Origin of the sequence: Pelodictyon luteolum (assembly GCF_001622165.1) — a bacterium.
Taxonomy (GTDB): domain Bacteria; phylum Bacteroidota; class Chlorobiia; order Chlorobiales; family Chlorobiaceae; genus Chlorobium; species Chlorobium luteolum_B.
Genome location: NZ_LVWG01000022.1, coordinates 56,442 through 69,025, shown reverse-complemented (window position 1 = coordinate 69,025; position 12,584 = coordinate 56,442). Strand labels below are relative to the sequence as shown.

Below are 12,584 nucleotides of genomic sequence, written 5' to 3'. Positions count from 1 at the left end.
CCGGCCGGAATCGTAAATGGTCTGTATTACTTCCTGTCGCCGAGCGAAGTGTTGACGCCCTCAAGTATCTGCTTTGCGACCACTGTGAGGGAGTCGAGAGCATCGGCAACCATTTTACCGAGCGGGGTGAGGGTGTTGTCGAGGAGGGTGCCGACACCGACAAGAATGGTGGCGAAATCACCTTTCACGACATCGCCGCCTTTCTGCTGTGGAGCCGGGGCGGGAGTTTTCATTTCTTCAGCCATAATCTGCAGGTATTTATGGTTTATGCTTATCGCGCTCTGATTTCAATTAGGGGAAGTTACAATTTTATATTTTTCCGTCAAAGCCCGCCGGAGGGCTTCAGCTCCTCCCGTACCGGTCATCCACGCGTATGATGTCATCCTCGCCGAGGTAGCTGCCGGTCTGGACCTCGATGAGCTCGAGCGGCACATCAGCGGGGTTTTCGAGCCGGTGGAAGGAGCCTACAGGAATGTAGGTCGACTGGTCCTCATGGAGCAGAACCTCCCGGTCCTCGACGGTGATCCTGGCAGTGCCGCGAACAACGATCCAGTGTTCTGCGCGGTGGAGGTGCTTCTGCAGGGAAAGCGCCGCTCCGGGATTCACCGTGATGCGCTTGACCTTGAAACGCTCAGCCTGGTCGACCGTTTCGTATGAGCCCCAGGGACGAAACACCCTGCGATGGATGTCAGCCTCCTCCCGCGCCTGTTTCTTGAGTTCGTCGACGAGCAGCTTAACGTCCTGCACATGGTCCTTCGAGGCGACAAGCACCGCATCGCACGTCTCGACGATGATGTGGTGCTCAAGGCCGACGGCGGCAACAAGGCGGCTTGAGGCATGGATGTAGCTGTCGGTGACGTCCTGCACGAGAACATCCCCCTTCGTCACGTTCCCTGACCCGTCGCGCTCATGCACGCTCCAGAGCGCCGACCAGGCACCGACATCGTTCCAGCCCGCATCGAGCGGGACAAGGAAGGCGTGCTCTGTTTTCTCCATGACGGCATAATCGATCGAATCAGACGGTGAGGCGAGGAACGCCTCCGGCTCAAGGCGAAGAAAATCAAGGTCTTCCGAAGCCCCGTCAAGGGCTCTTCTGCATGCCGCCAGCATCTCGGGGGCATACTGCTGGAGTTCGCCCAGAAAGGCTTTTGCACTGAAAAGAAAAATGCCGCTGTTCCAATAATATCCTCCGCTTTCCAGATACCCCTCGGCCGTCTTTCTATCGGGCTTTTCTACAAACCGCTCCACCCGCCTCGGCCGAAGGCCCTCCGGGCCGTCACTGGATGCCTTCAGATAGCCGTACCCGGTTTCCGGAGCGGTAGGAACGACACCGAAGGTCACGAGTCCTCCCTCTCGGGCAGCTGCAGCGCCGGCCTCGATGGCGGCGCCGAACGCCACCTCATCGGCTATGACATGATCGGCCGGCAGCAGCAGCATAAGCGCTCCCGGATGTTTCCGTTCAAGGAGCATCGCGGCAACCGCGGCAGCGGGAGCAGTATTGCGGCCCGCCGGTTCGAGGATGATGCCGCCCACCCGAACACCGGTTGCACGCAGCTGCTCGGCAACAAGGAACCGATGGCTTTCATTGCAGACGCAGTACACGGGCCCGTGGCCCGGTAATACTCTGAGTCGGCCGACCGTGTCCTGGAGCATGGTGTTTTCCGAGCAGAGCGGAAGAAGCTGCTTCGGGTAGAGGGCACGCGACAGCGGCCAGAGCCGTGAACCGGCTCCCCCGGAAAGGATGACTGGTACGATCATCGGTGCGTTCATGGTTTTCTTGCTGCAAGGGTGCGCTCGTACATCGTCCATGTGGAGGAGATGAGGGTGTCGACGTCGCTGAAACGCGGCACCCAGCCCAGCAGTTCGCGGGCTTTTACGGAGGAGGCGACAAGCTCGGCGGGATCACCCGCCCTCCGGCCCGCAATGACTGACGGAATCGGCCTGCCGGTTATGGCACGCGCGCGCTCGATCATTTCCTGCACCGTGACCCCGCGCTCGCTCCCGAGGTTCACCGAAAGGCTCCTGTCATTGCCGACGATATAATCAAACGCGCTGACATGAGCCTCGGCAAGGTCCGAGACATGCACATAGTCGCGGATGCAGCTGCCGTCCCTCGTCGGATAGTCGTTGCCATAGACGGAGAGCTCGGGGCGTATGCCGGCAGCCACCTCCATTACGATCGGCAGCAGATTCTCTGGCTGCAGCTCCAGCCCTTTGATGCGCCCACCTGTATCATAACCTGCGGCATTGAAATACCGGATGGCTGCGTAGCGCATCCCTTTAAGGCGGTCAAACCATGCAAGCAGCCGCTCGATTTCAAGCTTCGTGAACCCATAGAAGTTCTCGGGATCTTTCGGATGCTCCTCATCGATGGGAAGATATTTAGGGCTGCCGTAGACTGCCGCCGAGGAAGAGAAGATGATGCGGCCGATACCGGCCCGGGAGGCCTCGGCGAGAATGTTGATGGTTCCGGTGAGGTTGGACTCTGCATATGCCTCGGGTTCCAGCATCGACTGGCCGGCAGCCTTCAGGGCAGCAAGGTGCACGCACCCGTCAAAACCCGAAGCCATGGCAGCCCGGAGCTGAAGCGGGTGCATGATGTCACCGTGGATGAACGATGCGTCCCTGAAAAGGTTCTCCCTGAGGCCGGTTTTGAGGTTGTCGAACACCGTAACCTCGTGACCGCTGTCGAGAAAGGCGCGAACGACGTGGCTACCGATATAGCCCGCTCCGCCGATGACAAGAATCTGCATGATGGATGACCGGTAAAAAGGTTAACGCCCGCCGTAGTGAGCGTCGTAATAGTGCTGATAGGATCCGGAAGTCACACCCCGGAGCCACTCTTCGTTTGCAAGATACCACTCCACAGTCTTTTCAAGCCCCTCTTCGAATGAGAGGGAGGGAACCCAGCCGAGTTCACGCTGCAGAAGAGAGGAGTCGATGGCGTAGCGGAGGTCATGGCCCGCCCGGTCGGTCACAAACGTGAGAAGCTGTTCCGACTCCCCCGCCGTGCGACCGAGTTTTTCGTCCATGATCCGGCAGAGGAGCCGGACCAGGTCGATGTTGCTCCACTCGTTATGCCCGCCGATGTTGTAGGTCGCCCCATCCTGCCCCCGGTGGTAGATCACGTCGATGGCCCGGGCGTGATCCTCGACCCATAGCCAGTCACGCACATTCTCCCCTTTTCCATAAAGCGGCAGCGGCTTTGAGTTCCGGATGTTGTTGATGAAGAGCGGAATGAGCTTTTCGGGAAATTGGAACGGCCCGTAGTTGTTCGAGCAGTTGCTGATGACCACCGGCAGGCCGTAGGTATCGTGATAGGCCCTGACGAAGTGATCGGAGGATGCCTTTGAGGCCGAATAGGGGCTGTGAGGGTCGTAGGGGGTGGTTTCGGTGAACATCCCGGTCCCTTTCAGAAGTGAGCCGTATACCTCATCGGTAGAGACGTGGTAGAACCTCCGGCCTTCGTACCGCCCGTTCCAGTGCCGGCGTGCGGCGTCAAGCAGGTTCACTGTACCGATGACGTTCGTCATGACGAAAGCCGTAGGGTCGGCAATGGAGCGGTCAACATGCGACTCGGCTGCCAGATGGATCACACCCTCGAAATCCGTTTCTCTAAACAGCCGGTCAATGAACCCCCTGTCAGTAATATCTCCCTTCAGAAAGGTATAGCGCGGGTCATTCTCCACGTCACGAAGGTTGGCGAGGTTGCCTGCATAGGTGAGGCTGTCGAGGTTCGTAAGGCGGCAGTCGGGATGGGCCGAAAGAAAGTGGCGCACAACATGTGAGCCGATGAAGCCGGCGCCGCCGGTGATGAGCAGATGCATGACCGATGTTCCTTTAGCGGGGGTTGATGGTAGTGATGAGTGCCTTAAGGGAGTGCTGCCAGTAGGGAATCCGGAGGTCCCAGTCCCGTTTGATGGCACTCTTGTCGAGGACACTGTATGCGGGACGCACAGCGGCCTGCGGGAACTCTCTGCTGGTGATCGGTTCCACCCGGCAGGGAAGTCCCGCAAATTCCATCACGGCATGGGCGAAATCATACCAGGATGCGACCCCTTCATTGCTGTAGTGCCAGATCCCGCGGTAATGGAAGGCAGGATCGTGGCGGAGGGCAATGTGAAGGACAGCTGAAGCAAGGTCGGCCGCATGGGTCGGCGTCCCCGTCTGGTCGAACACCACCCCGAGCGACTCGCGCTCCCGGCCGAGCCGGAGCATGGTTTTTACGAAGTTCTGCCCGTAGGCCGAATAGAGCCATGAGGTCCTGATGATGGCATGCGAAGGATCGACACAGCCAACGAGTTGTTCGCCCTCGAACTTCGAGCGTCCGTACACACCCTCTGGACAAGGCGTATCCTCTTCCCTGTATGGCCTCGAGGCCGTACCGTCGAATACATAGTCTGTAGAGACGTGGATAAAAAAAGCTCCGGCGTCCCTGCAGCATCCGGCGAGCACCCCTGCCCCGTCCCGGTTGACCCGGAATGCCGTATCACGGTCTTCCTCGGCACCATCAACCGCGGTATAGGCTGCAGCATTAATGACAACATCCGGCTGAAACCGGTCAAACGCCCGGAGGACACTTCCGGAATCTGCAATATCAAGATCGGGCCGGTCGAGAAAAAGAAAACGGTGGGCACCAGCTCCCTTTCTGAGCGCCTGCAGCTCAGAACCGAGCTGCCCCCTGCCGCCTGCAACGAATATGTTCATCGGCGGTAGATCCTGTCGCTTGAAAATTCCTCGTATCGGAACGAGTCAGCTGAAGAAAGACCGGGAAGGGAGGAATCTCTGGCGGAGACGAGGATGAGGGAGGGGTCGAGCTTCCAGTCGATGCCGATTGCGGAATCGTTCCAGTGGATGCCGCCTTCATGCGAGGGCATATAGTAGTTGTCGCACTTGTAGGCGAAGACAGCCTCATCAGAGAGGACCACGAACCCATGCGCGAACCCTTTCGGGACCCAGAGCATGTTCTTCCGCTCCCCGTCAAGCTCGCAGGCAACGTGCCGACCGTACCACGGAGACCCTATGCGGATATCGAGAGCGATATCGAGCACACGGCCCGACACCACGCGCACCAGTTTCGACTGGGTATAGGGCGGTTTCTGGAAATGCAGCCCGCGGAGCACCCCCCTGCGCGATTTCGACTCATTGTCCTGCACGAAACGGACCCGGCCTACAGACTCTTCGATGACGTCCTGGCGGAAAGATTCCAGAAAATAACCCCGCAGATCGCCGAGCACATCGGGCTCAAGCTCGAGAACGTCGGGGATATCGGTTGCAATTACACGCATGGAGTATGCTTACAGCAACATTTTGTTATCGGAAAGGCGGCCCTGAACAACGCCGCAGGAACGGGGCACCTAGGGACGTGAAAGCAACCGCATAAGGTACTGTCCGTACTGGTTTTTCATGAGCGGAAGAGCGAGTTCCTTCAAGGCATCTCCTGAGATCCAGCCGTTTCGCCAGGCAATCTCCTCGGGGCAGGCTACCTTCAGGCCCTGACGCTTCTCGACTGTCTGAATGAAATTTCCTGCCTCCTGAAAAGACTCGTGCGTTCCGGTATCAAGCCAGGCGAACCCCCTGCCGAGCATGGAGCACTTGAGCTGGCCGCGGCGGAGGTACTCTTCATTGACTGCGGTGATTTCCAGTTCGCCGCGCTCGGACGGAAGCACACCATGAGCAACCTCGACCACATCAGCAGTATAGAAGTAGAGGCCCACGACGGCATAGTCCGATTTGGGATGCTCGGGCTTTTCGACAATGGAGATTACATTACCCTCCGCATCTATCTCGGCAACGCCGTACCGCTCGGGATCGCTTACCGCATAGCCGAACACGCAGGACTTCCGATCCACCTTGACCGTTTTGACCGCGGAGTGCAGCATCTGGCTGAAGCCGTATCCGAAAAAGATGTTGTCGCCGAGTACCAGCGCCACATCATCCCCGTCAATGAACTCTTCTCCAATGATGAACGCCTGGGCCAGCCCGTCGGGAGAGGGCTGCACGGCGTAGGACAGCCTGATTCCCCAGTCACTGCCGTCTCCGAGCAGCTTCATGAACGACGGCTGGTCTTCAGGAGTGGTGATGATGAGGATCTCCCTGATGCCGGCAAGCATGAGGGTGGTGAGGGGGTAGTAGATCATCGGCTTGTCGTAGACGGGAAGAAGCTGTTTGCTGGTCCCCCTCGTCACGGGATAGAGCCGGGTGCCGGATCCCCCGGCAAGTATGATTCCTTTCATCAAATCAGTCCTTCATGTCATAGGCAGCACGATGGCTGCAAGGTCTCTTGCGATCCGGACGGCTTTCCGGGCGGCACCAAGGGCTGCCGATGCCTCCGGTTCCCCAAAGAGCTCCCAGGGAAGACGATATCCGGCCTCATCGCCGTACTTGGCGAGCATTTTTTCATGCGAGTCATGCTGCTCGAACATCGGAAGAAGCTCTTCGATCAGCTCGGCGGCCTTGCTCTCAAGGGTACCTTCCGAGAGCAGCTGGGACAGGTGCATGCCCGGCTTGTGGGTCGAAGGCGACACACCAAAGAGCATCAGCACCGCAATGCCGGCATTTTCAACGACCAAGACTGAGCCTGCGGTGCATGACCGCCAGCGGTGAAGCCCGAAATCCTGTTCCGCCTCTTTCAGGAAGCCTCCGGAAAGATCGAGACGGTATCCTACATCCTCATGCAAACCCATACTATCCTCCCCGGCGGCCGGAGTGGCGAAGCACTCACGAACCGGCCCGTTGATTGAAATTGAAAAAATCCCATTTACCATCCGGAAACGATCCGGTCGAACGCCTCATCGACAACCTGCTGCATGCAGGAACGAAGGGCCTGCTGCTGACCAAGGTAATCGCCTATGGTATAATCGGCAAACCCCACAAACTGCCCGGAAAACACCGGTCGTTTTTTCACCCGGTCATCCATACTCACCTGAACGACGATGGTGATCCTGTTGGTAGCAGCGCGCTCAGTAGAACCGGAAAGCTGGTTGGCGGTATCGGACCAGGATGTGATGCTTCCCTCTATGAGCGCATCGGCGCGGGCTATCGAATTCACAACCTGGAGACTGCTTTCAGTTTCGATTTTGCGGGTCATCGCCCGGGTAAGATCAGCACGGTACTCGCTACCGCCGGCAAACACAGGAACTGCAACCGTCTTGAGATGAGGCGCCAGAGAGCCGCCCGACATGCTGTAGCACCCCTCAATGAAGAGGAGCAGGAAGAGAAGCGGGAGAGGAAGCACCCTCGCGACAGCAGTCTTCAGCATGGTACAGTCCCCTCAGGTTAATAGGTTCTACGATCGATTCTGTTGAACATTTTACGGAAAGGAAAGCTCAGGAGCAACCTTTTTTTTCTCCAGGTACTCAGGGCCGAGAGGTAGATTCCACTCCGGCCATCGCTCCATTCCGAAGCCATCTGCACGGCCAGTCGGGCGGCAACGGAGGGAGGCTGGGCGAAGATATCAAGCACCGTATTGAACGTATGCAGCTGTTTCTGCAGTTCCCTGGTGGGATCAGTAGGGCTCACCATAGCCGTCCGCACGAGGCCCGGATGAAGCAGCATGATCGACATGCCGGTATGGCGGTATTCGGCGGCTACGGCACGGGTGAAGCGGGCTATGGCGGCTTTGGTGGAGCCGTAGGCGCTGATCCACGGAGTGTTCGACTGCGGATCGGTTCCCGAACCGGCCATATTGATGAGCTTGCCTTTCGGGTTGTTTTGCAGGAAATAGCGGATGGCGGCACGGCTTCCGTTGTATGTTCCCTTGATGTTGGTATCGATGACACGGCCCCAGAGGTCGGGGTCGCTTTCTGCAAGGCTCCCGAACGGATCGGATATGCCTGCGTTGTTGATGAAGCAGTCAACCCGGCCAAAACGCGTCACACCGGCCGCCATGAGATGCTCGACCTCCACCCTTGAGGTGACATCGCAGGTAAAGCCGAAAGCCGTTCCTTCAGGGAAAGCTTCAAGGGCATGACGGACATTGGATTCGGATGAGGAGGTGATGACGACCTTAGCCCCTTCACGGACGAAAGCGTGCGCAATGGCGTTGCCGATGCCTTTTGTCGAACCGGTGATGATCGTGACCCGTCCCTGAAGCTTCTGCATCAGCACCCTCCGGAACTCATTTGTTCCTGCCAGCGCCGGCCACCATGGCTCCGAGCTCCGGATGGCTTTCGGCGTAAGTTGCCAGCGGCACGCCCTTTTCAATAGCTTCCCAGGCCTGACGGATGCTGGCAGCACCGGCTTTCGGACCCATGGGATGGCCGAAAATACCGCGGCCGGGAACAAAGCCGAAGTCAACGCTGCCGACTTTCCGGTAAACGGTTTCGAGCGTCAGGGCGGAATCACTGCCGCCGGGAACAGGCAGCGAACGACGGATGTGTCCGAACTCCTGGAGGCACTCGGCGATATTCTCCTTCACCTCCTCTTCGGGGGTCATCATCCGGCTGCCGAATCCGGGCATGATGATGGAATCAAGGCCTGCAAGCCGCTGAAGCTTGGTCATGACCCGCGAGTGGATGCCATACTTCTCCATCCTGCTGAAAGCCGCGATGAAGGGGAAATGGCCGATAAGCGGCACCTTGGTGTAGGCGGCAAGCATACGCACGGCGCTGAGTCCGACAGGAAGTGCGTTGATAAGCAGGCCGTTGGCTCCGTTCCGGACCGCAACATCATGCTGTTCCTTCAGGGAACCAACCTCATCGGTGATGTTTGCCAGGTAAACTTTCGGCTCACCGGTCTCTTTTTCGGCCCGCATCCGGGCGCGACCGAGCTCAAGCGATCGTTCGGCAAGGGTTGACCATTCGACGTCGGCAAGCATCTCGTCGTCCTTGGCGATATCAAGACCCCCGAGCCAGCTCTCACTGGCGATCTCTGCGAAATGTGCCGGGCTGAGCCCGATGTTCGGCTTGACGACACCGAAAAAAATCGGTCGGTCGTATGCCTGCAAGAGGTCGCGAATGCCCTCGATGCCGAACTTCGGACCCTCGAACGCGTTGAGATAGGGCTCGGGAAAGGTGATGTCGAGCAGCTTCACAACCGGGATGCCCGGAGTAAAGAACGCCCCTTCTCCGCAGACGGCGGTGAGCAGGTTCGGCAGTTTCGGGCCGAAATTGCGGTGGGGATGCGCGATGGTGACCCGGCAGGCATGGATGGGCCCTGTTTCCGAATGCTGGACGGGATAGCTCAGCTGCTCGAGCTCGCCTTCGATCCGGAGTCCGATGACCTTGGCCCCGAACCTCGGCCGGAAATCCTCGTCATGACCAACCCTGCGCCACTGCGCAGTCGACTGCTCGCTGCAGAAATGGGCAAGCGCCGTTTCGATGTCCCCCACACACTCGACATAGTACTCGAGCGTCAGGTAATCAGCCATGTCAAGCTGCTCTCTGGAGGCGAAAAAGCCTCTGATGTCATCAGTATTCATTAGCAAAGCTTCATCCCCCTCAGGCCTCCGGGGGTTCCCGTTAAAAAAATGCCGGGGCATCAGCCCCGCGCAGCCCAGAAGCAGAAAGACTTCAGCTTTCGCCTTTGATCGAGTTGAAATATTCGAATGCCTCGTCGGGAGTCAGTCCCTCATGCACTACCCGGTTGACCGCCTTCATCATAGCAAGCGGATAATCGCTCTGGAAGATGTTGCGGCCCATGTCCACGCCGGAAGCACCTTCCTGAATGGCACGGTATGACATGGTGAGGGCATCCTTTTCAGGCAGCTTCTTTCCTCCGGCCATGACGATCGGCACCGGGCAGGAGGCTACGACGCTCTCAAATTCTTCAGGTACATAGTACGTTTTCACGATCTGCGCGCCAAGCTCCGCAGAGATGCGGCATGCAAGGCGGAAGTACTTGGCATCGCGCACCATGTCCTTGCCGACTGCAGTGACAGCCATTGTCGGAATGCCGTAACGCAGACCCATGTCGACGAGCTTCGTCATGTTATGGATCGAGCGGGTCTCGAACTCGCCGCCGATGAAGACCTGAAGCGTGATGGCAGCCACGTTCATGCGGATCGCATCCTCGATGTCGACGGCCAGCTCCTCGTCGGAAAGCTCCTTCAGGATGCTCGGACCACCACTGCAGCGCATAACAACCGCCTTTGTAAGGGACGGAGGCACGGTTGTGCGAAGAATCCCGCGGGTAAGCATGATGGCGTCGGCATGCGGCATCAGGGGGACGATGTTGACGTCGGGGCGCTCAAGACCGGTTGTCGGGCCCTGAAAGTAGCCATGATCGATTGCGAACATCACGGTCTTGCCGGTGTCAGGACGGAAAATCCGGGAAAGGCGGTTCTTCATACCCCAGTCGAGCGAGTGCGCACCCTTGAGGAAAAAGCCGTAGTTGTTCACCGGAATATCGGTGTAATACTCTTTGGCCTGCTTGTCCTTATCGTATTCAGCCATGATGATGGTCTCCTGTTTGCAGTTGGTATGTTGGTGCTGGTACTGGTTTCAGCGGAGCGCCGCTGCGATATTTCCACCGTCGACCGTGGTGATTGAACCGGTGGTACGCTTTTCAAGCGCAAGATGGACGAACGCATCAGCGACATCCTCGGCCGTTACCTCCAGCTGGAGGAGGTTGCCGGCCATATACTCCCGTTCGCTGAGCCCCCGGGCAGCAGAACGCGCCTTGATCATCTCGGGGGTGAGAAGGCCGCTTCGTATCCGGTCGGCGTTGATGCCGTTGGCACGGATGCCGTCGCGACCGTGGTCGAGCGCATACTGGCGTACCAGGAACATGGTCGCGGCTTTCGGCAGACCGTAGGGACCGAAATCGGGACCGGGGTTGACAGCCTGCTTCGAGACGTTGAAAAGGAGAACGCCGCCGGTCCCCTGAAGTTTCATCACCCTGACCGCCTCCTGGGCGATTGACTGATGGGAGAAGAAGTTTAATTCGAAACTCTTGCGAAGCACCTCGTCGGGAACCTCTCCGATGCGCCCCTGGAGGGCTGCACCCACGTTGGAGACGATGATGTCAACACCTCCGAACCGGCGGCATGCCGCCTGAAAAGCCGCACGAACAGCATTGCGGTCAGTGACGTCGCAGGTCATGGCGAGTACGCCGCCCCCCAGTTCTTCAGCCGCCCGCTCCAGTCCGTCCATGTGGAGGTCGAGCAGCACGATTTCGGCGCCCATCTGTTTAAAGGCTTTCGCGGTAGCAAGTCCTATGCCGCCAGCTCCACCTGTGACCATGGCAACCTTGCCGGCAAAAGCAAGATGGCGGACTTTCTGCATTTTGGCCTGTTCCATCTCCCAGTACTCGATGTCGAACGCCTCCCGGTCAGTGATCGAGCGGAACGTGCCGATCGACTCTGCGTCAAGAATGGCCGCGGCGCTACCGGCAGCGATGTCTGCGTTGACCCGGGCCGCCTTCGCTGTCCGGCCGAGGCCGAAGAGGCCGATTCCCGGCACGAGAACGACGCGCGGAAGGGAGTCGAGCATGCAGGCGTCGCTGCCGGTTGCGGCCTTCTGCAGGGTGAAGTATGCTTCGTATTCCTCGCGGTACTGCCGTACGGCTTCGTGAACCGCCATTTTGAATCCTGCCATATCGGCGGCATCGGGAGCCGGGAGAACGAGCGGCCGGTTTTTTGTCCGCACGATGAAGTCAGGCGTCATCGCACCCTTCCGGCTCATCTCCGCCAGATCTCTGCAGTTGACATATTCAAGGATCCGGTTGGAGCTCCTGAAGTCCAGAATGAACTGGTCGTAGTCCTTCGTACCCGGCTCCTTCTCCTCGACGCAGGCTCCGCGGATGACCGGAGCGACATCCTCCACCGGAGGCAGTGATGCGGGAAGTGCTGCCGGGGGAAGCACGCCACGTGGCGATGCGGCGATGCTCGACTCAAGCGCGCTGACGGCAGCAATCATACGCTCATAAGCCTCACGAGCGGTGTTGCCGAAGGTTACAAGACCATGCTTGTGCAGCGCCAGTCCGTGAATGGCAGGATCAGCATCGAAAGCCTTGGCGGCATAGCGGGCCAGGCCGAGGCCCGGCTTGATGTATGGCACGGAACCGAACCCGTCACCGAGCACTTCACGGCATAGCGTCTCTCCCTCCGGCTGGTTGGAAAGAGTCAAAAAAGCAAGTGAGTGGGTATGAAAAATAAAGCGATGCGGCAGGAAAGCGTGGAGCAGCGTCTCGATTGAGGGGGTGAGGGCATTGCTGACCATATGGTCGGTCAGCTGGAACAGGTTCAGGTAGAGAAAGTGCTTGAACTCCCGTGTTGAAAACCTCTGGATATCTTCATCGCTCTTGCGTTCGCCGGTGGCGTAAAGGTGCTGGAGTTTCTGGAGAGGATCAATGCGGACCGGGGTGAAATCGTGTGCATTGACATCGGCAAGATCGACGCCGCTCCCCTTGATGAATATCACGTTGACCCCGTTGCCGATGATATCGTGCAGCTGGGTCTTTACGGAGGTGTTCCCTCCTCCGTGCATTACCAGTGAGCTCTCCCTGCCGAGCAGGCGGGAGGCATAGACCAGTTCGGAAAGCTCCGGGGGCATATCATGCCCTCCGGACGGTTTCAATACATCGCTGTCATTCCAGAGGTTCTGCATGGAAACTCCCGCTTATTTAAAGTGGATGGCAGCGCC

At 58.6% G+C, this 12,584-nt stretch carries 13 protein-coding genes; all 13 read right to left on the bottom strand.

Going from position 1 to position 12,584, the window contains the following annotated elements; translation table 11 throughout:
- Positions 1-26: 26 nt before the first annotated feature.
- Positions 27-245: a hypothetical protein gene (locus A3K90_RS04150; RefSeq protein ID WP_303681304.1), complete on the bottom strand. Its 219-nt coding sequence runs from the start codon at positions 243-245 to the stop codon at positions 27-29.
- Between the two features lie 97 nt (positions 246-342).
- Entirely contained in the window at positions 343-1,758 is a 1,416-nt protein-coding gene (locus A3K90_RS04145) for a mannose-1-phosphate guanylyltransferase/mannose-6-phosphate isomerase (RefSeq protein WP_303681323.1), read from the bottom strand.
- 8 nt (positions 1,759-1,766) lie between these two features.
- A complete protein-coding gene (galE, locus tag A3K90_RS04140; RefSeq protein ID WP_303681303.1) occupies positions 1,767-2,753 on the bottom strand; it encodes a UDP-glucose 4-epimerase GalE in 987 nt (328 codons plus the stop codon).
- A gap of 21 nt (positions 2,754-2,774) precedes the next feature.
- The gene (gene rfbB, locus A3K90_RS04135) at positions 2,775-3,827 is read right to left on the bottom strand and encodes a dTDP-glucose 4,6-dehydratase (protein ID WP_303681302.1); all 1,053 of its coding nucleotides are present in this window, start codon (positions 3,825-3,827) and stop codon (positions 2,775-2,777) included.
- Between the two features lie 13 nt (positions 3,828-3,840).
- A complete protein-coding gene (rfbD, locus tag A3K90_RS04130; protein WP_303681301.1) occupies positions 3,841-4,707 on the bottom strand; it encodes a dTDP-4-dehydrorhamnose reductase in 867 nt (288 codons plus the stop codon).
- On the bottom strand, positions 4,704-5,288 hold the full coding sequence (gene rfbC / locus A3K90_RS04125) for a dTDP-4-dehydrorhamnose 3,5-epimerase (RefSeq protein WP_303681300.1): 585 nt from the start codon (positions 5,286-5,288) through the stop codon (positions 4,704-4,706). Before rfbC ends, rfbD begins: the two co-directional genes overlap by 4 nt.
- A 69-nt stretch (positions 5,289-5,357) precedes the next feature.
- A complete protein-coding gene (gene rfbA, locus A3K90_RS04120) occupies positions 5,358-6,236 on the bottom strand; it encodes a glucose-1-phosphate thymidylyltransferase RfbA (protein ID WP_303681299.1) in 879 nt (292 codons plus the stop codon).
- Between the two features lie 12 nt (positions 6,237-6,248).
- Positions 6,249-6,686: a hypothetical protein gene (locus A3K90_RS04115; RefSeq protein WP_303681298.1), complete on the bottom strand. Its 438-nt coding sequence runs from the start codon at positions 6,684-6,686 to the stop codon at positions 6,249-6,251.
- Positions 6,687-6,760: 74 nt separating this feature from the next.
- Complete coding sequence (locus A3K90_RS04110; protein WP_303681297.1) at positions 6,761-7,261, bottom strand: LptE family protein; 501 nt, start codon at positions 7,259-7,261, stop codon at positions 6,761-6,763.
- 17 nt (positions 7,262-7,278) lie between these two features.
- Positions 7,279-8,103, bottom strand: a complete 825-nt coding sequence (locus A3K90_RS04105; protein WP_303681322.1) for an SDR family NAD(P)-dependent oxidoreductase — start codon at positions 8,101-8,103, stop codon at positions 7,279-7,281.
- A 16-nt stretch (positions 8,104-8,119) separates the two neighbouring features.
- On the bottom strand, positions 8,120-9,421 hold the full coding sequence (locus tag A3K90_RS04100; RefSeq protein WP_303681296.1) for a RuBisCO large subunit C-terminal-like domain-containing protein: 1,302 nt from the start codon (positions 9,419-9,421) through the stop codon (positions 8,120-8,122).
- A gap of 91 nt (positions 9,422-9,512) precedes the next feature.
- Entirely contained in the window at positions 9,513-10,394 is an 882-nt protein-coding gene (lsrF, locus tag A3K90_RS04095) for a 3-hydroxy-5-phosphonooxypentane-2,4-dione thiolase (protein ID WP_303681295.1), read from the bottom strand.
- 48 nt (positions 10,395-10,442) lie between these two features.
- A complete protein-coding gene (locus A3K90_RS04090; protein ID WP_303681294.1) occupies positions 10,443-12,548 on the bottom strand; it encodes a bifunctional aldolase/short-chain dehydrogenase in 2,106 nt (701 codons plus the stop codon).
- Between the last annotated feature and the right edge of the window lie 36 nt (positions 12,549-12,584).

Bases quoted from the DNA above. Each gene is read 5' to 3' on its own strand.
- rfbA (WP_303681299.1), bottom strand. From the start codon at position 6,236: ATGAAAGGAATCATACTTGCCGGGGGATCCGGCACCCGGCTCTATCCC.
- A3K90_RS04145 (WP_303681323.1), bottom strand. From the start codon at position 1,758: ATGATCGTACCAGTCATCCTTTCCGGGGGAGCCGGTTCACGGCTCTGG.
- A3K90_RS04110 (WP_303681297.1), bottom strand. From the start codon at position 7,261: ATGCTGAAGACTGCTGTCGCGAGGGTGCTTCCTCTCCCGCTTCTCTTC.
- galE (WP_303681303.1), bottom strand. From the start codon at position 2,753: ATGCAGATTCTTGTCATCGGCGGAGCGGGCTATATCGGTAGCCACGTC.
- A3K90_RS04115 (WP_303681298.1), bottom strand. From the start codon at position 6,686: ATGGGTTTGCATGAGGATGTAGGATACCGTCTCGATCTTTCCGGAGGC.
- A3K90_RS04105 (WP_303681322.1), bottom strand. From the start codon at position 8,103: ATGCAGAAGCTTCAGGGACGGGTCACGATCATCACCGGTTCGACAAAA.
- lsrF (WP_303681295.1), bottom strand. From the start codon at position 10,394: ATGGCTGAATACGATAAGGACAAGCAGGCCAAAGAGTATTACACCGAT.
- rfbD (WP_303681301.1), bottom strand. From the start codon at position 4,707: ATGAACATATTCGTTGCAGGCGGCAGGGGGCAGCTCGGTTCTGAGCTG.
- rfbC (WP_303681300.1), bottom strand. From the start codon at position 5,288: ATGCGTGTAATTGCAACCGATATCCCCGACGTTCTCGAGCTTGAGCCC.
- rfbB (WP_303681302.1), bottom strand. From the start codon at position 3,827: ATGCATCTGCTCATCACCGGCGGCGCCGGCTTCATCGGCTCACATGTT.
- A3K90_RS04100 (WP_303681296.1), bottom strand. From the start codon at position 9,421: ATGAATACTGATGACATCAGAGGCTTTTTCGCCTCCAGAGAGCAGCTT.
- A3K90_RS04150 (WP_303681304.1), bottom strand. From the start codon at position 245: ATGGCTGAAGAAATGAAAACTCCCGCCCCGGCTCCACAGCAGAAAGGC.
- A3K90_RS04090 (WP_303681294.1), bottom strand. From the start codon at position 12,548: ATGCAGAACCTCTGGAATGACAGCGATGTATTGAAACCGTCCGGAGGG.